Genomic DNA, 19,071 nt, shown 5'->3' on the forward strand with positions numbered 1-19,071 from the left:
ACCTTTCACTATCTATTATAAAAAACAAAAGAACATAACGCAATATTTTTACAGCCGCAAAGTTGCAAAACACAGGGAAAAGATTTATGATAGAAAAAGCAGAAATGATATCAAAAGATACCGATAATGCCACTGATATTACAGAATCGAAAAAAGGAGTCGATACAATGAAACATTTACAGATTGATCCGAATATGAAAGCGCTCTGGCCTGCAACAAGGGTAGGCTGCTTTCAGTACAGCGTTCAAGTGGAGAAGAAGAACGAAGAGATGTGGAAATACCTCAAGAAGGAAATTTTCAAAAAAGTGAAGGACGCAATTTTTGACTACGGTGTCAATGAGATTCCCAATATCAAGGAATCCCGCCAGGCTTACAAGGCGTTCGGGAAAGACCCCAGCCGTTACCGCGTTTCCTCCGAGGCTCTGATTCGCAGAATTGGACAGGGGAAAGGGCTTTATGAGGTAAATACGGTGGTTGACGTCAACAACCTAATTTCTATTCAGTCCGGGTTCTCGGTGGGTTCGTATGACGCAGGCAAAATCGGGGCTGAGCTAATTTTCCGTGTGGGCAGGGACAATGAGACTTATAAGGGCATCGGAAAGGATGAAATCAAGATTGGCGGGCTTCCCGTGCTGGCAGATGACGAAGGGGCAATCGGAAGCTCTACCAGCGACTCTGAACGCGCCATGATTACGGAAGAGGCAGCCGAAGTCTTAACCCTTATCTATTCTTTCTCAGAGAATCAGGATTTGGAGCAGGCAATGGAATACGGGAAGAAATATCTGGAAAAATATGCCGGTGCAAAAGATATCCAGCGCTGGATTGTGTAAGTTTCCGCCGACGGATTCAGCCCGCTGAGCCAAGCAGCGGGCTACGCTGAGGCTTTTCGGCATGTACCATTGGCGGAAACAGACAAGTATAACCTAAGGTTATTTCGTGTCTAGAATTCTTTCAGCCAGAATCACCTCGTCTGCCGCATTACTCGTCGTTTCCCTTAACCGAATGAAACCGTTTTTCATCCAAAAATGTTCCGACTGCGGATTTCCCTTTACCCATGCAAGACGGACAGAACGATATCCTTGTTCTGCAAGATAACCGCACAGCTCTTCAATGATTGCGGTTCCGACGCCTTCGTTCTGCCGCAAAATATCTGTCATGAAAAATCCGATATACGCAATGTCATTTTCAGGATATCCGTCTATCAAATCCATAACTGCAATCAACTTTTCATTCTGATAAAATCCGACATAATATTTGTCCTTACCGTCCTTTCCGGGCGGCAAAGTTCTCATGTCTTCACGAATGGAATCCCGCGTAACAAAGGGCGGGCAATATTCATAGTATAAGACATTTTTACTGAGCAGCCCATATATTTCATCCACGTTCCGGTCGGCAAGCCTTAGGACTTTATATTGATTTGAAAATAATTCTATCTGCATGAAGTTTCTCCCCTATTGCTTTGTAATGACGGCTACGGCACAAGGTATTCTTCCGTCAATGATAGAATATTCAACATTTTTATACCCTGCATCTCCAAAAAATTTTCGGTAGGAATCGATGTTAAACTGTCGCTTAAAATTTACGCCCGCCGCCTCAAGCAGACGCACTGCTCTTTTATTTCCCCCGTCAGACATATTAATATATGTGGGAATAATGATTTTACCGCCCGGCTTACATACTCTCTCCAGCTCTTTGACTGCTCGATAGGGGTCTTCCAACAAATGAATCACATTTCCTGCGATTACTTTATCAAATTTATTATCATAGCAGTTGAGCCGTGTCATATCTGCACATTTTATTTTAATATTTTGATATTTCCTGCATTTTTTTGAAGTTTGCTTTAACATTCCTTTGGATAAATCCGTTGCAATCATTCGCTTACATTTCGGTGCAATATATCTGGTGATTGCGCCTGTCCCACAGGCACATTCCAAGACAATGTCGTTTTGCATAATTTCCTCTGCCACTTTTTTACCTAATCCACGGTACACCTTACGGTTATACACTGTTTCAAAAAAATCATAAAATCCAGATACTTTATCCCAAAACATAAGCGCCTTCTCCTTTCAAAATTCGCGTTCCTGTGTACGCTTACAGAACTTTACGGTTGCTACGTAAACATATTATATTCCTTACGATTCATATTATCAAGCACACCTTTGAGCATTCTCTACGGAACGTTTATTGAAATTAAAAGTTTCTGTATTATAATGGTATGAGGAGGAGCAAAATAAGATGGATAATGTAAAAATCGGGCAGCTCATTTACAGGCTGCGGAAAGAGAATCGGCTGACTCAATTGCAGTTGGCAGAACAATTGGGCGTCAGTGACAAGGCGGTTTCAAAATGGGAGCGGGGCATGGGCTGTCCGGATGTTTCTTTGCTTACGGATTTGTCGAATATATTTCATGTGGATTTGGAAAAACTGCTTTCCGGGGAGATGGATGAAAATGAGATTTTAGGAGGGAATATGAAGAAAATGAATTTTTATATCTGTCCGGCTTGTGGTAATATGATTACCGCAATGACAGATACGAACGTTTCTTGCTGCGGCAAAAAGCTAAGTCCTCAGCAGCCAATAAAAGCAGGTGAGGACGAGAAACTGAATGTAGAAATGATTGATGATAACTATTTTATTACAAGCAATCATCCGATGACGCGGGAACACTATATTGCGTTTACGGCGCTCTTGACGGGCGACAGCATTATGCTTCGCAAACAATATCCGGAATGGGATCTTCAGGTGCGGATACCTGCATTTGCACATGGAAAACTGCTATGGTATTGTACGAAGCATGGGCTGTTTTATCAATACGTGTAGCGAATTGATTTTTCAGTTGGGACGGGGCTGCTGATACCCTTTACATTTTGCAGCAGCCTCCTTTAGCTGTGTTCCAGATGGAGATATTTCTCCCGGGTAGCAAGTCCACCGCGGATGTGACGCTCGGACTTGTTGAGATCCAGTATTTTACGGGCTTCCGCCGCTAAGGACGGATTGACTTGGAGGAGACGTTCTGTTACATCTTTATGTATGGTTGTTGCTAATTAGAACGGTTTCATCCAGTCCCAAATCTCCAAACAGACGCAGGTAAATATCAACATTTCCTTCTTTGTCTACCTCTATCTTCTGGACAATCTGTTTTAACTGCTCATTCGTCATATCCCTGACAGACACGATATCCTCTATACGCTTGAAGGTCATTCTTATCACATCTTCTAACTGGCCGCCTTTGTCCAGATTATACTGAACCAGCTTCAGATTATTTTCCAACTTCTCAATCTCTGCCTTCATCCCTCCAATCTTCTCATTCAGTTCTTCCCTGCTGATTAAATCATCCGTATACATATCCATATATTTTTGCCGGGTCTTTTTCATTCTTGCAAGGCTGTCATTTAATTCCTTCTCATAATTCTCATTTTCATCTTTTGCTTTGTAAATCTTGACAAATTCTTTTACTACATGGGCAATGACATTCTTTTTTGATTTCAGCATTTCTGCAAAATATTCTTCCAATGCCCGTATCAATTCTTCTTCATCAATCGTGACTGCATTTGGACAGTTATCCGCACCTTTTCCATTATGCCCGGAACATACCCACCGTACATATGTGTTCTTATAGGTACGGACTGTCCGCCGGAACGACCACCCGCACTCCTTACATTTTATCAGTGTACTAAAAAGATATTTGTTGCTTTGTCTCTCTCGCTTCATATTAAATGCCCCATGGCGTCCTGCCAATACTTCCTGTGCTTTATCAAATTGTTCCGGCTCAATAATCCTCAAATCCGGGCGGTCTTTTACCAGCCATTCAGACTGGTCTTTTTCTGCTCTTGTGCCAGTCAAAAAATCCGTTACTTCTTCTTTCCCATTAATAATCTTTCCGGTATACAGTTCATTCGTTAAAATACGACAGATTGCATTCTGGCTAAAGCTATAGCCCCGCTTCGTCTTACATCCTCTCTCATTGAGCATATTCGCAATCTTAGCTGCCCCATATCCTTCCTCGATATACCATGTAAATATCTGGCGGATTATGTTTGCTTCTTCTTTATTAATTGCCAAGTTAAAATAGTCGCCATTTGTCTTATCATAACCGTATACAATATTCGGCACTCGTCCTTTCTCGGCATTCATCTTTTTCCCAAACTTCACACGTTTGGAAGTATTCGCACTTTCTTCCTGCGCCAGTGCGCCGAATATTGTCAGAACGAACTCCGACTGCCCCAAGACGGTCATATTCGCCGTCAGGAACGTCGTTTCAATACCTAATGCTTTCAAAGTCCTGATACTCTGTAAAAGGTCTACCGTATTACGCGCAAAACGGGATATGTCCTTTACGACCACCATATCAAATAATCCTTGTTTCGCATCCTTCATAAGCTGGAGAAATTCTTTGCGGTTTTTAATCTTTGTACCGGAAATTCCTTCATCTGCATATAGTTTTACAAGGTCATGACCATTTTTCTGCGTATATTCAGTGAAAAATTTCTTTTGTGCCTCTAAACTATTGAGCTGGTCGGATTTATCTGTAGAAACACGGCAATAAGCAGCAATATTCATATCTTAGACCTTTCTAACTAAATAATAGCGTTCTGTTACAACTCCATTATATAATGTAGCGGAAAAAAAGACAAGGCTATTTTATGATACCTTTGCTTTTTCCATACAAGTAAGAGAACCGCTAACTTACGCAGCGGTTCTCTCCTTCTCCTCTTTCTTCTTCTTTGTCTCCCTTGGAGGCATTTTGATTTAAAACCTTCTCCACTCTCCCCGTGTTAGCAGCAATAAAAATCTGAACTATGTAATCTGCCGTCGCCTCTGGGGTGTTTGGATTGTGGAATCTAAAATTTAATTTACTTTTTTTGCTGATTGTCTCCGCCTCCCTTACTATCTCTTTCAACTGGTTTCTCTAACGTATGCCATCTCATGGCTTTTTAGCACTGTTTTACGGAAATGCTTTGATTATAAGCGGCGTATCAAGAATTCTGTTTCGGTTATCCAAGCGGTAATGCCCCTTTAATAGCGCCTCGCCTTTTTTCAAACTCTCCATCTCCCTTTCCCATATCCGAGGATTCATTGGGGCGATTATCCTTGCCGAATATCTGCGGTCCTCCGGGGTCGGACGGAAGATAATCTTCGTATCCGCCTGGTGAAGCGCACTTTTCTCATCCTCACCATAATGGCTGATGTATTGTGTGCTGAGAAGAAGGGATAATCCTTTTTTCCTGCCTTCATGCAACATGGAATTCAGTGTGCTGCCCTCTTTCACAGCTAAAAACTGCATTTCATCAAGCACCAGAATCTCATACCGGCTTTTCGCTTTGGGGCGGTATGCTTCTCTCCATAACAACGATACTATTAATCTTGTCAAAAACCGCCTCTGACCTTCAGGATAACAACTAATATCAATGATAGTAAGAGGGTCATCCATATCTATTTGCGCCTCTTGATTTCTTATTACAAAGTTGTCGATATCTTCATAGGGAAATAATCTCGTCAACAAATGCTGTAGATTCTCCACTGTTCTGCCAGCGTTCTCATTTATTTGCCGTTCCAGAAGCATTTCCTCGACAATCCTCAGCAAACGTGAAATACAAAGACCGTTTCCAGATTCCACAGTACGCCTAACGGCTTCTTCCAGTAACTTTTTCTGATAATAGCTGCCGCAATTCAAAACTTCCCCCAAAGCGTCTGCGACATTTTTTATGCACAGTTCTATGCTGTCGGCGCAGAATGTCCATTGAAACGACTCCTCCTCGTCTAAGTTGAAGCGTTTAACTTTATCTGGATATAAAAATTTCTTCTCCACCATTTCTTTCTCCGTAAAACTTCCGGAATAATCCAGAATCAAGATTGTCTTTCCTTGCTCACAATAGCTTTCCAACTCCCGCATAAGGAAGAACGTTTTCCCTTGACCAGAATTGCCGTAAATCAGTTTATGTCCGTTCGCTTCCCCCATCAAATGAACCTCATGTCCCTCCTTGTCCTTAATCATCGTATTTTTCCTCCTTTCCTAAGTCAACAATATCTGCCAACCCTTGTCGCTCAAAGATTCGACGCTTAATTTGCACGACTTCGATACGTTTCTCTCCGCTTTTAATTTGCTTAGAATAGCCTCCATCATCTGCAATAAGATAATTTTTTTCACGCAATTCTGATAACATCTTCTTTTTTTCACGCAATAAGCCGTAAGTTTCCAGCATTTGGTTTAATATATCGGTCGGAATTATTAAATCTTCCTCCGTATAGCATATATACCCCTCGATTTTCTCGCCACGCCGTTTTTCCTTAACTGGAAAATCTGAGATTCCCCGGCGAATAACCGTCACAAAATCATCGACAAAATCATCGTTTAAGGTCATCATATCCTGTAAAAGCTCATCGAAGTTAATCTCTTGCGGAAGATTTAACCTCTCTCTGACATCGAATCCTAAATAAAACCAAAATTCTTTATAAACTCTAAAGGCTGCATAAAACCACGCATTTTCGTGATTCTCTACTGCGGCTTTTTGGAATAATTCCTTGATGACATCATATTTCTTTTCACAGAACTTTGCAATTTGATAGAAAAAGACTCCGATTACATCATTTTCATCCTTGCTATTAGATTTATGAATCATAAATTCATCAATGAAAATGTTACAGGCGTAACGGCTTCTGGATAAATGGTCTGAAAAAACAACAACCGGACAACTTACCACATAACCATCCTCCGAAGTGCACTCTCTTTTCACAATTTTTTCCGCAATTCCTTTGCACTGATTTTCTTGCCGCTTCTGTTTGTATGGTGTTCGAGAATCATCCAAACGTGCATCCAACAGGAAAATTTCATCTTTCGCTTCCAATGCTTTTTCTATGGTGGGAGCCTTAAATTCTAACTTTTTTCTATTAAAAATTTGAAAAAAAGTTGTCAATTCGCCAATTTTCAAATCAGATAACAGAACAAAATTTAAAAATTTTTCAAGGAATAATCCGCCCTCTTCCAACAAGCTGCTAAGCATACCACCAAGCGAATAAGTTACCACCAATAGTCGAATTTCCCAGTCCGTAATTTGGTTAATTTTATCGAAATATCTCTTTTCCCACCCTTCATTTTTCTCATATTCGCTGAGACTCTTCTTATGTATCGGCAACTTCGGTAGCCCTTCTTCCTCCCGAAACATAAACATTTCCCTGTAATAAAAAACTTTGTTGAACCAGCCTCCCAAAGCCGGAATTTCAAGTGTTCTTTTACTTTTTGCAATCTCCGGTTTAAAAAACTGAAATAGTAAATCTTGAATAGTACCTTGTCTAATTCTTGCATTGAAAACAACACCATTTGCAATCATTGCATTATACAGAAACTTCCCATCAATTTTCCCCTTCAATCCAAAAATCCAAAAATCAGAGGATGTAAAATAGAAGCCAACATAGAGAAATTCAGCGTCTATTCCTTGAAATTTGATATGAAATGTTTCGCAATCCGGGATAATATTCAGCGTTAAATCTTCGATATCTTGTGTATCATCATCATAATGTTTGACAATACTAAACCGATCAGCCTGTGCTATCATCCATGACCTCACCTCCTTCCGCCTCTTTTTCCGGTATTTTTTTGCTTCTTGGTCTATACGCTGATTCAAGGCTTGCGCCATCTCTACAGCCAGCCCATTTCCTTCTCTGACCTCATGTATCAGCTCTGCCATATCATTCCGGTTGGGTACTTCATCAAAAATTGATACCATTTCGTCTGCCTCCTTTAATGTTTGTACCCCAATTATAGACCAAACAAAATCCACTCACAAAAGGGGACTTTAAAAACACCCCATCTATTTTTTCCCCTCGTAGCTTGACACAAAAGAAGCAATTAAAAACTTTTGCTCATATTAAATATTATTTGTCTAATCATACAAAAAGTGCTGCCCACTAGGACAGCACCCATTCTTTTCTTTCACTTAATATTATCTTTTGAATTAACATATACATTCTGTCTTTTTCACCAACAGTAACCCTTGGTAATTTTTTTAGCAAGTAATATCCATCCGAACAGCCTAAATATTCTTGAATTAACGATTCACTGCTTTCTTTCAACTCTTTTAAAAAAGTTTTTTCCAATTCCTCACCATTTCCATAGCTGAGTACCTCTCTTTTTAACTGTTCCATTGTTTCAACATATACAGTCATTCTTTTATGCAATATTTCTTCATATATATAATACAATAATTCCTTATAATTAAATTTACTGTTAAATAACTCTGACTTTAATTTTATTTCATATACTATCTTCAGTTTATGTACTAATAAGCACCGAGTATATATCCCGTCCACCTTCATAATTTCCCGGATAATTTTACATATTATATCACTAAGTTCCTTTTCAATAACCGGGAAACCAATATCTTTCAATATTGGATTAAAAAAGGAATAAAACATCATAGCTAGATTAATCCCCACTAAATATTCACATAGCCAAATTTCTTCTATTCTATTAACTGAAATATCATCTGAATCAAAAATTCTTCTCATTTCTTCATAACTATATTTTCCTGCATTTGTTTTTTCTGTATCCGTAAAAAGCAACCGAAATTTGCTAGATAGATAATATAGCCTAGTAACATTAGGCGCAAAATCCTGTATTTTCGCCTCTTTAAAAGTTTCTATATTTTCTTCTTTAATGATAAAAGGTATAACCTTTTCCGGATGGTCCTTAATATATTTTTTACAGTCTTTTCTTTTTTCACGTATTTTCTTTATCTGCTCTGGTGGCCATCTTGTTTCTGTGAATGGTATATAACAATCTCTATTTTGTTTATATAATAATGTATAATAAATATGTAGATATACATCTAAGTCTACTAATTTTGAAGAAAAGCTAGAATCCAAAATATCATAATACATGTCTTTATCTGACTCTGCATAATCCTCATCATTTCTAGGAGAAAACAATTTCTGTATCTCTGCTTCACATTCTGGAAATAGCGGTAAGATTTCTTTCACTACTCCTTCACTTCCTGCCAAATTAGATGGCGCATAATTTTTAGCACACTCCATCATCGTAAAAATATCAACTCTAATATACGGACAAACTTCCAACTTACTTCCACTTAATTCTTTCTCTGCAAAACAATACCGTTCCATATTATTAACCTTCTTTCGTAAATACAAAATACTCCACTTTAAAAAAATCATCTATCACCTATCAATTATAACGGTTATTTTTGAGCCTATCTTCACTAATTTTTTTTATTAGAGTATTTTGCCAAAATATAATTCATTTATCTAACCACTAAAACCCGTATCAATAGAACCAACTATACTACCAGATTCAAATTTCCGGCCTGATTCATGAATTCTCTGAGGTCGTCAATATATTTATATGGCGCATACTCTGAATATATTTCGGGGTTATCTAATATCACAATCTGCACATCTTTACCTCTGAGCGCTTCCAATGTATTCGGAACATTTCTTGCTTCATTCATATTCTTACATTTATATGCAATACATCCTTCTTCATCAAACTTTTTTGCCAATATATAAAACGGATTATTATCTCTTACCATTCCCTTCACTCTCCCTTATTAACCTATCCATTTCATATTGAAATGCTTCTTCTATTACGATACCGCCGAGTCTGTTTTTCTCATACAACTATTTTTATTATATCTTAGATTATCATAAACTCCGAAAAAATAGAAGGGTATAAAACTAAAATATCCATTCCAAAACCTCTACCTTTTGGGACTGGCCAATCCCGCCTCGGATTGGCCTCCCCAAAAGTCTATTTTTATTTTTGGAACATGTCCCAATCAATCTACACCTTTTGGAACTACACATGCTTCATACTGGTTCACCAGCCGATAAAAACTGGTTTTTGCCATCCGAAGCATTATCATGGCAGATTTCGCACTGAGCTGTCCCTCCTTCCACTTGGCATAAACCTCTGGGAACTCCTCCGGAATCTGCATTCTGGGTCGTCCAAGATGTTTTCCCTTCTTCTTCGCCGCCTCGATTCCCTCACTCTGTCTCTTTCTAATTAGAAGCCTTTCCTGCTCTGCCATAGACGAAAGCACTTCGATGAGTATATTATGAATCATCTCCACAATCCACTCCTGGCCTTCCGGCACTTCCACCAGTGATGTAGGCAAATCCAAAACTTTTAACCGTATCTGATGGTCTTGGAACCACTGTAATTCTTTCCGTATATCCGCCTTGCTTCTGCTCAGGCGGTCTAATGATGTAATGATAAGCGTATCCCCTGCACGTAATCCCAATGTCCCCTTCAATGCCTGGTATGCCGGTCGGTCCAAGTCCTTTCCGCTTGCCTTGTCCATCAGGATATTCTCAGGTAAGACAAACTGCTTTAAACGGCCAATCTGACGGTCAAGATTCTGCTCTTTTGAACTGACCCTTGCATATCCAAAGACTCTCTGCATGGCTTCGTCCTCCCCTGTTCGTTTCATTTTACCCTGTTATGCAACTATCTCAACTCTTTCCGTCTCCTTGTTGTAATAATAAACAGAATCCGACAGCCTTGCCTCTGGCTCTACCATACCGAAACCATGGTTGATTTCACAAACCATCTTCTTCAATTCCTCTGCTGTGACTCGTCCGGTATCCTTCAGTAACAATAGTTCATGTACCGAGCAAGGCAGGATGTAGAAATCCCCACCTTGCTCTTGCGCAAATTCCCGCAGCAAATCCTCCCGTAAGATTGCCCTCCCTCCATAACTCTCGCTTGGATTCTTCACCACATGTAATTGTTCAAGCCCTGCCAGGCAAGCCTCTATTTCTCCTGCTTCTACCTGCTTCGTAAGCAGTTCTGCCATGCCTGGGTCAGCCGTTTCCCGAAGCAGCTTTTTCCTAACAAATTCCATTACGGATTCTACTCGGAAACTTTCTTTCTTTAGATTTCTCAGAGCTGTTTTCCACAGCCCCTCTAACCCTACCTTCCAAGTTTCCATCTGTTCCCAATTCACAAGCACTGAGGCTATCATTTCCTGTTCTTCTTTCACAAGAATATAAAATACAACTGCAAAATCCAGATATTCCTTATAAGGTACTTGCTTTAGAAGCTCTGTATTCCAGTTCTTATTTATGACCCGCATTTGAAGCCGGTGCTTTACCTCCTCCCACTTCTTTGGAATCTGTTCTTTAACGGAAAACAAAGGATTCTCGCATATCTGTACAATCATTTCTACATATTTTTCAAAACCTCCTGTCTGCTGGTATCCTTGATACAGTTCCTCCAGATAGATGGTCGGGCATGGTTCTTTCTGGTTCTTCCATAAAACGACTGCTTCTTTTGCCGTATCATTTGTTTTCTTCACACTCTGAAAATATACTTCCGCCCTTCCAAGGAAACGTGTTTGCAGGGCGTCTTTTAACGCTTCTTTAAACTCCGCATAATTCATTCGTTTTTTCTCCATTTTCTTTCCCTTTCCATACATAAATAATCTTTATTCTTCCTAAGAGATGGCTTCGCAGATGATTTTTGCGAAAACACGGAATCCGGATACAAATCCCTGCCGTTCCCCGATGGCACATGCCTGGCACATCAGATTTGTAAATTCTTCATCTGTAATCTCCTTTAAATCCACATTTTTGAACAACGCAGACAATTCATCGCTTATCTCATGGTCATTCTTCTCCATCTCTTTTGTTTCTGCAAATATTCTATTATAGATATCTCTAATTAACATGACTCTATCCTTTCCTCTGTAAATACAGCATTATGCCGCTTCTTTTGTTTTGGTTTTTTTCAGCCCGCTTAATGCCTTCGTATAAATCTCCGGCGTCATCTGTTCCAGCTTATGTATCTTGTATCTGGCTAACACATTCTCAACCGGAACCCCTGTACGCTTTAACTCCTGCTCTAAAACGGTTTTCTGCATGTCCGTAATCCGGCTTTCCTCTGGCTTCTGACTGGGATTCTGCCGATTTTCCAATTCCTGTCCGGCTTTCTCCCTGTTTCCCGTCTCCTGGCTGGTATTCTCCTTACATTCTGCTTTTTGTCCTTCATCTGGCTTACCTCCGGTATTCTGCTGGTTTCCTGTATCCTGTCTGCTTTTCTGCCTCGGCTTTAATTCAAACACCTTAACGCCTTTTCCATTTACAATCACAAGGGCAGTTATCTCCCTCTGTTCATTGTAAGAAATGGACTGTACCGAAAACCTGTCACTGGTTGTAAACTTATTGTCTCTCTTCTGAATCGTGGCATTTCCCGCACCAATCCAGATAAACGGCGCCGTATACAATTCCCTTCCCACGCCCCAGTTAAAGCAGGCCCGTTTGAATGAATCCGAAGCCTGCCCTTTCTCCTTCTCCGAATAGCTGGTTGTCCCTACGTCCTGCTTGGCAATCCACTGGCATTTCTCACCGTCCCAGATTTCCACGGTGCAATATAAATTCCCATCTATGATTTGATGTGTCCGCTTCCATCCAAAGGGCGTAAACGTCTCATCCAGAATCTTCTGGTCTACCCGTGCGTCCTTAAATAAAAGAAGGCTCAAGCCCCTTTCATTGATGGTCGATACCCGGCATTCGATTTCGTCTGCCCTCAATAACCGGACAAACGCTTTCTCACAGTCTACCTCGCCAACGGTTTCTTCCCGTTCCGGCTCATCCCCAGACTCCTTCTTTCTGAGGCTTGACGCTCTCTTTGCTAATTCTTCTTTGATATCTGGCATACTTCACCTCCACAATATAAGATAAGGAGAGACTTTTTCTGCCTCTCCTCACGAAATCCTTCATTCTATTAGAAACTTCCTTTATTTCAGTCTCATCCAAATACCTTCCATACCTGCATATTCCGTTTATACACTTTTTATATCTGTAAAATCACAATCTCCCCTACGCTGCTTTCACCGTAAGCCTCCGGCTACGGACAATCTTCTGGTACTCTGCATATACCTCCGGCTTCTCTGCTTTCAGACGTTTCTCGTCTATCCTCTGGCTGTCTACCGCTTTCCATGATACACGGTACTTCTCATTCTCCGCCAGCTCTGCCTCCCCAAGATACATCTTTAACTCCTGCTCTATCTGCTTCTTCTCCGTCTCCATCTCTGCCATGATGTCCACCAATTCCTGCCGACGTTCTAATTTCTCATTGAAACCGTTTAAGGGGATGGTCTTAGCCGAGGATTTCTTGAAATACTCCGCAATCACGCTGTCCGCCAGCTTGGAACCGTCGGGGTCGGGCAGGACACGCTTCAATACATGGTTCTCCCAGAAATCCTCCTCAATCCTTACCAAATCAGCAAGCATTTTTTCATCCCTCTCCAAGCGGTAAAACTTGAAATCCCTTCCATATATCAGAACTGCGATATACCAAGCCTGCGCATTGCAGACGGACATATAGTGGTAGCACTGAATCTGGTAAGATAAGGGAATTTTCCCATCCTTCCATTTATCTGCCATGTAGGGGCTTGCGGTCTTACATTCCAGCCCTGCATTCTCCCCGACTACCATCCGGTCTACATCTGCCAGCATAAAGGGATTGGCTTCATCATAAAACATGGCGTTGGCTCTGCGTACCTTTTTCCCTGTCGCCTCCGTGAATCTCCTTGCCACATAATCTTCAAACTCCCGCCCTTGGCGCATTGCCTCATTGTCGATTTCTTCGGTTTCGTCCGTGGTCTTGTCCTGGTACACCTGCAGGGCTGTGCGGTAGGGGTTGAACCCGCATACCGCCCCGGCGTCAGAGCCTCCAATCCCCTGTTTCCGGTACTTTAGCCATTCTGCTTTTTCCATATTCAATGTGGATACCAATTTCTTCATATAATGTTCTCCTCCTTTATATCCCTGTAATCCCTCCTAAGTTTTGCCAGTTCCTTATCTAAGCAATACTGGATATCTGCGGTATAGGAATCCTCGTATCCTAGCCATTCCCGATAAAGGAAGGTAAGGATATTGGGAAACATCACCGCCGCCTCTAATGTTTCGGTTGATAACCTGCTGCTCATTTCTGCCAGAAGTTCATAAATGCTGATGATACTGTCAATCTGATAAGCTGCTTCATAAATGGTCTCCTTTTCCTTCTCAAGAATCTCATACCGGAAGATTGCTAATTCTCCGCTTAGTTTCAAGCAGAAGGCTTGTTCCAACTGTTTCCTATACATATACCTGTTTTCTCTGCCTTTCCCAATCCTGTGACACCGCATTTACCATCTGATGTAAACAAAATGGTATCTGCCCTGTGGTATAAGCCTAAATCTTATCGCTCATACCTCTCTCTTTATAGCAAAAAACAGAGCATATAGATTTCCGGTTTCTATATGCCCTGACGCTGTTACTATATTTTATTTTCATTGACAGGATTGATTATACAAACTGCATGACTCTCGTTTCAATCTCTTTTAGTTCATCCAGTGATAACATTGGAATGCACTCTGCAATCTCCTCAAGCGTCATTTTCCCTTTTCTTATCAGTCGTTCGGCGGTTTCTCTTGCATTGTTTAATGCAGCTTCATTTCTCATATCTTCCAAAATTTTACACATGACAGCAACTCCTTTCTCGTCCTGTTTGAAATACCTGGCTCTTTTAGCAAGCGCCTCATAATTCATGTTTTCGGGATTGGTACATCTAAAATCATGCATTAACTTTCCGATTTCATCATTGCCCCTGTATTTCCCATTCACGTATAAAATATGCGAACCGTCTCCAAATAATACTTTTTCTTCCCCAATCACAACATATCTCTCTACCGGATATAGGGGCTGGTTTCCTTTCATGACATCATTTTCTGTAATAAAAATCACATAACTGTCGGGAATATCCTCTGTATCATCTCCAGGCTTTAATATATGCGTATCTAACAGGCTGCTGTTATGCCTTGCCCTTTTTGCGCCTGCCCCTGCGTCTGACCTTTGTATTTCTATATCAAATTCTTGATTGGCACTGTCAACCGCATGGACGTCTAAAACAGCAGAACGTCCTTGCAGGTTCTTCATTAGTTCCTGTGTCCGAACCGATTTAACCGTGATATCTGCCCGTCCTAAAACAATCCGAAGTATCAGTTCTACGCCCTCAAAATTATCTGCCAAACAGACGGTCATAAAATCATCCTCCATATACCGAAGTGATTTCAGACGCTCTAAATCCTGTTGATGTATCTGCGCCGCTGTACTCAAAATGCCACCTTCTTTCGCTACTTCTATTATATATCAGATAATCTCTTTTGAAAACTGAATTTTTCTGCTTTTCCCAACCCTGTTATGCCGCACTTACCATCTGGTACGCCTTGTCAATCATCGGATTCCCGTCCACGGTACGGGAGAACAAATTCTCTTTATAGTTCGCCGTCTTACGGAGAGGTTCTGCATGGGTCGCAAAATCAGATACCGCATTGACAAAGCGGTAGGCATTTTTCCCCACGCCCTGTAAATCCGGTGCGTCAAAATAACGGATTTTCATATCTTCACGTAACCGCTTCATGTTCTTCTCCTGCTGAGGCGTGGAACCGTCTTCAATCGGAAGTAAAATCTCGATATATTCCATGACCTGTTTATCCGTCAGCTTCTTCATGCGGAGTGCTTCAAACTCTTTGCCAAGCTCGTCCATGTAGTTTTCTGCCAGGAACAAGGTATCCCTCGCCTCCTGCATTTTCTCCTTGATATCCCCGGTGTGAATCATAGACCATGAACGTTTCGCATTTGCCAACGCAAGATTCAAGGTGTTCTGGCATACGACACGAATCGGTGTCAACGCTACTTTGATTGCACCAGAGCCATCATGGGTATTGGAAAACAAAAGATAGGGGCTGATTCTCTCCCCGGATATGATGTACTCATGGGGCATATGGGCAAGCAGCCATACCTTCCTGCCACCCTGCAAACTTCCGGCTGTCTCGTATTTCACACCTGCCCCTAATAATTCGTCCGTAAACGCAAAGGCTTCGTCGTTCTGAATCACCCGGTAACGGTCTGTGACAACGCCAAGCACCTTGCGGTCAGAATCCCGCACATTTGCCTTGTAGCCGTCTACCAGTTCTTCCATGGCTGTATAAATCGGTTCCTGCAAAACACGCCAGTCCAATCCTGCCAACTGCAATGCGTCCTTGGAAGCCGGGGCTTCTAATACCTTCGTCCCTAACCCATGCCATGGGGTTTCCCTTACATAAAACATACTCTCAACATTTGCCGCCATAATCGAAATCTCCTCTCTCAATCAACCTTTGTTTTTGTATTCTTTTCTACCTCTTGCCGGTTCTGGCGGTAGCTCAGTCCCATTAAATTTGACTGCCGCCAGTTTCCGGCAACTATCAGACGATATTTCTTAATTAATCTTCTTCCGCTATAATCTCTGCCAGCTTAACGCCGCACCCGATAATGAATAAAGCAATCTCAATTCCTTTCATCCTTCTGCCTCCTTTCCCCAACACGGCAGGACAATCCTAACGATAGCTCTGCCAATGTTCTTTACTATAATGATAATCTCCCAGATATGCCATTCCTCCTCTCTGGGCATAACAAATGGCAAGAAGATGATTTCCTCCTGCCACTTCAATGAATGGTTTCATGATAATAATATATAACTGAACCTTGCTACTTTTACTGATACTTCTGAAAACTACCACTAATAGAAATAGGGTGTCCAATTTGGACACCTCTTTCATCTGAAAATATTTCGCTTCTAAGATACGGGAACCTAAGAGCCTTCACAAACTCTCGCCTTATTACATGATTGATAAAAAGCACAACTATCCTCAGTGTCATTTCCATCTACCCTTAATTGTTCTATCTACTATATCTTCCCTTCTGGTATTCTGCCAGTTCTTTCCCATAATCCAAGTCTGGTACATTTTTCCTCACCGATTCTAATTGCAGGAATGCTTCTTCCCGTATTTGCTTCTCCCCATCCGGCTCATTTTCTTCTGCCGGCAAACCTTTTATATCCCGAAGTATCTTCACTACAAATATCATTTTGTTTTCTGGCATTTCTTTTATTAACTGAATTGCTTTTTCTCTTTCACTCATTCCTTGTAGCCCTCTTTTTAATCATAGCTGTTTTCTGTTACCCTAACAACATTCAAATCTCTTACAATGCTTCTGTGAAAGAAACAGCAGGAAGCTAGTCTCTAGTCTCCCTGCCGTTCTTTATCATAAAGCTAAACTCATTTGATTTTTCACAGATTCTTATTAGCCCCTGTAAAATTTCTTCCTGCCAAAGAATCCGCATACACCTAACGAAATCATCCCAAGTACCATCCAGTATACGATATTTGTCTCGTCTCCTGTCTTGACACTTCCTGCACCCGTCGTCTTATTCTTGTTATCGGTAGATACTGGTTTCGGATTGGCTGTCGGTGGATTCGCCGTACCCAGAGTCTGTCCCGGCTTCTCAATGTTGGAATCCTTCTCCTCGCTTACTGCAACTGCGAAGGTCGAAAATTTATCCACAGTAATTGAAACTGTTCCATCTGCTTTTACGGTCAGTCCGTCATGCTCAATTACCTGCCCGTTATGTAACTGGAAAATAACGGCTTTATGTCCTGCATATTCCTTTCCAGCCTGTAATGTCAAAGTTACATTGCCGAAATTCTCTGTAATCTGGGCAATCTCATTTCCCTGTGAAAATAATTTTAACAGAACTTCATATGTAGCCGTCACTTTAAGTCCCTTGGAAGCTGCTTCTCCTGCCAGTTTGTCAGAGTTTTCCTTAGATGGAGTCTCTTGTGACACGACAATCTCTGCATTGTCCGGGCTTACGTTATTGTCTTTGCAAATGCTGTCTATATCCATGCCGCTTGTATCCACAGATACTTCTTCCTTTGTCTGGTCATTCACACCGGAAAGTGCAACCGTAACTTCCATCAGTGTCGTTTCCACTGGGTTCTTGGTATCAAAGTGATAGACCAATTCCTTCGGAGCCTCGCTGCCTTGGAACGTTACCAGACCATCCTTTGACATCTTCGCACCTTCTGTAGCAAGCGTTACCCTGTCCAGATAACTTTTGCCTACAATAGAAGCCATATCTAACGTCCACACTCCATTCACTGATTTAACCGTTCTGGATAAGGTCTGTGGAGTTACATATGCCCCTGCTAATTCTCCATGATGTGCAACACCTCCACCTTTTTTCTCATCATCCCGCATTGTCATTTTTGTTTCATTAGTTAAATCCAGATTAGATAAAGTGTTGCCATCACATTCCAGATATATTAACTTAGAATTTGTCTGCAAATTTCTAAGTTGATTATCGGCACACCACAAAGCATACAAAGCTGTATTTCTAATATCTAAACTAACCAACTGATTTCCTGCGCAATCCAGTTCAATAAGTTCTTTATTATTATCTAAGTTTAGATTTGTAAGCCTACACTCACGACAATCTAAAAGCTCCAAACTTGTAAGATTACTTACATCCAACTTTGCTAATGGATTTTTTCCACAAACCAAAAACCTCAATTTCCTATTATTGCTTACATCTAATGAAGTCAACCGATTTCCCCAAGCCTGTAATGTATCCAGCTCTAAATTCTGGCTTACATCTAAATTTGTTAATTGGTTTTTGCTACATACCAAGCGTTCTAATTTCAGATTTTTACTCAAATCTAGACTTGTTAGTTGACAATCAAAGCAAGAAAACTCTTTCAGGTTAATAAAATATTCAACTCCAGACACATCACTAAAAACTTTCCCATTTATCGAACTTAGAGAAATTTCCTCAACAGCTATAATTTCTTCCTGGCTTAAACTGCCATTTCCATCCAAATCAATTTTATCCTTGATATATTCCCTAAAATTTGCGTCCGGAAAATGTGCCTCATCAATCGGAAGTTCCTGTTCTGCCGTATCCTCTCCGTCCGCAGCAGGATTCGGCTTTTCCGTATCCTTCTCCTCGATTTCTTTCAGACTATCCTTTGTTACAACCGTATCATCCTTTGACGGATTTGCAGAATCATTGGGGACTATGCCCTCTCTTTCTACCTTTCCCTCATCTTCATCCTCTCCATTTCCAACCTGTGATATCTCCGTCTCACCTTCTGACGGTTCCTCTGCCAATGCTGTCACACCGCACGATAAGGTTAGCGTCATTGCCATCAGTGCGGCTATCAATTTTCTTTTCATTCGCTATTTACTCCTTTTCAT

The 19,071-nt window shown here is 41.0% G+C and carries 21 protein-coding genes and 1 pseudogene; 2 read left to right on the top strand and 20 right to left on the bottom strand.

Features of this window, described 5'->3' with window-relative positions:
* Positions 1 to 86 precede the first annotated feature (86 nt).
* A complete protein-coding gene (locus AC6I3O_RS22980) occupies positions 87 to 830 on the top strand; it encodes a B3/B4 domain-containing protein (protein ID WP_497852851.1) in 744 nt (247 codons plus the stop codon).
* 99 nt (positions 831 to 929) lie between these two features.
* Here AC6I3O_RS22980 and AC6I3O_RS22985 read toward each other — a convergent pair whose 3' ends face one another.
* Complete coding sequence (locus AC6I3O_RS22985; protein ID WP_497852852.1) at positions 930 to 1,439, bottom strand: GNAT family N-acetyltransferase; 510 nt, start codon at positions 1,437 to 1,439, stop codon at positions 930 to 932.
* A 12-nt stretch (positions 1,440 to 1,451) separates the two neighbouring features.
* Complete coding sequence (locus AC6I3O_RS22990) at positions 1,452 to 2,051, bottom strand: class I SAM-dependent methyltransferase (RefSeq protein WP_497852853.1); 600 nt, start codon at positions 2,049 to 2,051, stop codon at positions 1,452 to 1,454.
* Between the two features lie 184 nt (positions 2,052 to 2,235).
* Here AC6I3O_RS22990 and AC6I3O_RS22995 point away from each other — a divergent pair, with 184 nt between their 5' ends.
* Complete coding sequence (locus AC6I3O_RS22995; RefSeq protein ID WP_497852854.1) at positions 2,236 to 2,820, top strand: helix-turn-helix domain-containing protein; 585 nt, start codon at positions 2,236 to 2,238, stop codon at positions 2,818 to 2,820.
* Positions 2,821 to 2,882: 62 nt separating this feature from the next.
* Here the strand turns inward: AC6I3O_RS22995 and AC6I3O_RS23000 are convergent.
* The 18 genes and pseudogenes from AC6I3O_RS23000 to AC6I3O_RS23085 form a co-directional block, all read right to left on the bottom strand.
* Positions 2,883 to 3,038, bottom strand: a pseudogene (locus tag AC6I3O_RS23000) (sporulation transcriptional regulator SpoIIID); the annotation flags it as partial.
* Positions 3,025 to 4,560 (bottom strand): recombinase family protein, encoded by a 1,536-nt coding sequence (locus AC6I3O_RS23005; RefSeq protein WP_497852855.1) that lies wholly within the window; start codon positions 4,558 to 4,560, stop codon positions 3,025 to 3,027. The pseudogene AC6I3O_RS23000 and the gene AC6I3O_RS23005, both read right to left, overlap by 14 nt.
* A 121-nt stretch (positions 4,561 to 4,681) precedes the next feature.
* The gene (locus tag AC6I3O_RS23010; RefSeq protein ID WP_497852856.1) at positions 4,682 to 4,900 is read right to left on the bottom strand and encodes a hypothetical protein; all 219 of its coding nucleotides are present in this window, start codon (positions 4,898 to 4,900) and stop codon (positions 4,682 to 4,684) included.
* 45 nt (positions 4,901 to 4,945) lie between these two features.
* Positions 4,946 to 5,995 carry an ATP-binding protein gene (locus AC6I3O_RS23015; RefSeq protein ID WP_497852857.1) on the bottom strand — a complete coding sequence of 350 codons (1,050 nt, stop codon included), beginning with the start codon at positions 5,993 to 5,995 and terminating at the stop codon, positions 4,946 to 4,948.
* Positions 5,988 to 7,724, bottom strand: a complete 1,737-nt coding sequence (locus AC6I3O_RS23020; protein ID WP_497852858.1) for a hypothetical protein — start codon at positions 7,722 to 7,724, stop codon at positions 5,988 to 5,990. Before AC6I3O_RS23020 ends, AC6I3O_RS23015 begins: the two co-directional genes overlap by 8 nt.
* A gap of 181 nt (positions 7,725 to 7,905) precedes the next feature.
* Entirely contained in the window at positions 7,906 to 9,117 is a 1,212-nt protein-coding gene (locus tag AC6I3O_RS23025; RefSeq protein ID WP_497852859.1) for a hypothetical protein, read from the bottom strand.
* Between the two features lie 173 nt (positions 9,118 to 9,290).
* Positions 9,291 to 9,542 (bottom strand): DUF6718 family protein, encoded by a 252-nt coding sequence (locus AC6I3O_RS23030; protein ID WP_497852860.1) that lies wholly within the window; start codon positions 9,540 to 9,542, stop codon positions 9,291 to 9,293.
* A 246-nt stretch (positions 9,543 to 9,788) separates the two neighbouring features.
* Complete coding sequence (locus tag AC6I3O_RS23035; RefSeq protein WP_497852861.1) at positions 9,789 to 10,442, bottom strand: recombinase family protein; 654 nt, start codon at positions 10,440 to 10,442, stop codon at positions 9,789 to 9,791.
* 9 nt (positions 10,443 to 10,451) lie between these two features.
* Positions 10,452 to 11,393, bottom strand: a complete 942-nt coding sequence (locus AC6I3O_RS23040; protein ID WP_497852862.1) for a DUF5688 family protein — start codon at positions 11,391 to 11,393, stop codon at positions 10,452 to 10,454.
* Positions 11,394 to 11,447: 54 nt separating this feature from the next.
* Entirely contained in the window at positions 11,448 to 11,681 is a 234-nt protein-coding gene (locus AC6I3O_RS23045) for a hypothetical protein (protein ID WP_491866774.1), read from the bottom strand.
* Positions 11,682 to 11,711: 30 nt separating this feature from the next.
* A complete protein-coding gene (locus AC6I3O_RS23050; protein WP_497852863.1) occupies positions 11,712 to 12,668 on the bottom strand; it encodes a hypothetical protein in 957 nt (318 codons plus the stop codon).
* A 163-nt stretch (positions 12,669 to 12,831) separates the two neighbouring features.
* Entirely contained in the window at positions 12,832 to 13,758 is a 927-nt protein-coding gene (locus tag AC6I3O_RS23055) for a YqaJ viral recombinase family nuclease (RefSeq protein WP_497852864.1), read from the bottom strand.
* A complete protein-coding gene (locus AC6I3O_RS23060) occupies positions 13,755 to 14,099 on the bottom strand; it encodes a DUF3848 domain-containing protein (RefSeq protein ID WP_497852865.1) in 345 nt (114 codons plus the stop codon). Before AC6I3O_RS23060 ends, AC6I3O_RS23055 begins: the two co-directional genes overlap by 4 nt.
* 202 nt (positions 14,100 to 14,301) lie before the next feature.
* A complete protein-coding gene (locus AC6I3O_RS23065) occupies positions 14,302 to 15,111 on the bottom strand; it encodes a nuclease/transposase family protein (RefSeq protein WP_497852866.1) in 810 nt (269 codons plus the stop codon).
* A gap of 82 nt (positions 15,112 to 15,193) precedes the next feature.
* The gene (locus AC6I3O_RS23070; protein ID WP_497852867.1) at positions 15,194 to 16,126 is read right to left on the bottom strand and encodes a DUF932 domain-containing protein; all 933 of its coding nucleotides are present in this window, start codon (positions 16,124 to 16,126) and stop codon (positions 15,194 to 15,196) included.
* 247 nt (positions 16,127 to 16,373) lie between these two features.
* Positions 16,374 to 16,577, bottom strand: a complete 204-nt coding sequence (locus AC6I3O_RS23075) for a hypothetical protein (RefSeq protein ID WP_497852868.1) — start codon at positions 16,575 to 16,577, stop codon at positions 16,374 to 16,376.
* A 139-nt stretch (positions 16,578 to 16,716) separates the two neighbouring features.
* Positions 16,717 to 16,956, bottom strand: a complete 240-nt coding sequence (locus tag AC6I3O_RS23080) for a UDP-N-acetylenolpyruvoylglucosamine reductase (protein WP_497852869.1) — start codon at positions 16,954 to 16,956, stop codon at positions 16,717 to 16,719.
* Between the two features lie 162 nt (positions 16,957 to 17,118).
* Positions 17,119 to 19,050, bottom strand: a complete 1,932-nt coding sequence (locus AC6I3O_RS23085; protein ID WP_497852870.1) for a leucine-rich repeat domain-containing protein — start codon at positions 19,048 to 19,050, stop codon at positions 17,119 to 17,121.
* Positions 19,051 to 19,071: the final 21 nt, after the last annotated feature.

This window comes from Sporofaciens sp. St.21A7 (assembly GCF_059728535.1).